This is a genomic window from Pseudomonas sp. JV245A, assembly GCF_032424515.1.
Classification (GTDB): Bacteria; Pseudomonadota; Gammaproteobacteria; order Pseudomonadales; family Pseudomonadaceae; genus Aquipseudomonas; species Aquipseudomonas protegens.
This window is the reverse complement of the sequence record NZ_VYKE01000590.1, coordinates 1-354: the sequence shown is the minus strand read 5'-3', so window position 1 is coordinate 354 and position 354 is coordinate 1. Positions and strand designations below refer to the sequence as shown.

The window sequence follows — 354 nt, the reverse complement described above, 5'->3', positions numbered from 1 at the left end:
CCAGCAGGAGGTGAAAGCCGCGGTCGAGGCGCGGATGGCCGGGCTGTCGCAGAAAGTCGAAGACACCCTCCAGCAACTGACCGCCGGCAGTGGGCAATAAGGGCCCCCTGAAATAACCGCAAGGCCGTTCAAGCCCCGCTTCACAGCATCAGGGCTGCCACGTTCACTCAATGACACGGAATGCTCCGTGTGCCTAACAAAGGAAGTTGAGCCATGCCACTTGTAAACGAACAAATCACCGATGCCGTCACCCAGACCAACGTCAAGGTCGTCGCCGAAGCGCCGGCCATGGCGATGGGCACCATCTACCAATCCATGGCCCAGGCCACCGCGATCCTGTTCCAGAACTCGGTC

General features: G+C 60.5%; 1 protein-coding gene. It reads left to right on the top strand.

Annotation, left to right across the window (positions count from 1 at the left end):
* Positions 1 to 213: 213 nt before the first annotated feature.
* A partial coding sequence (locus F6S12_RS33175) for a RebB family R body protein (protein ID WP_315870042.1) occupies positions 214 to 354 on the top strand: 141 nt, incomplete at its 3' end.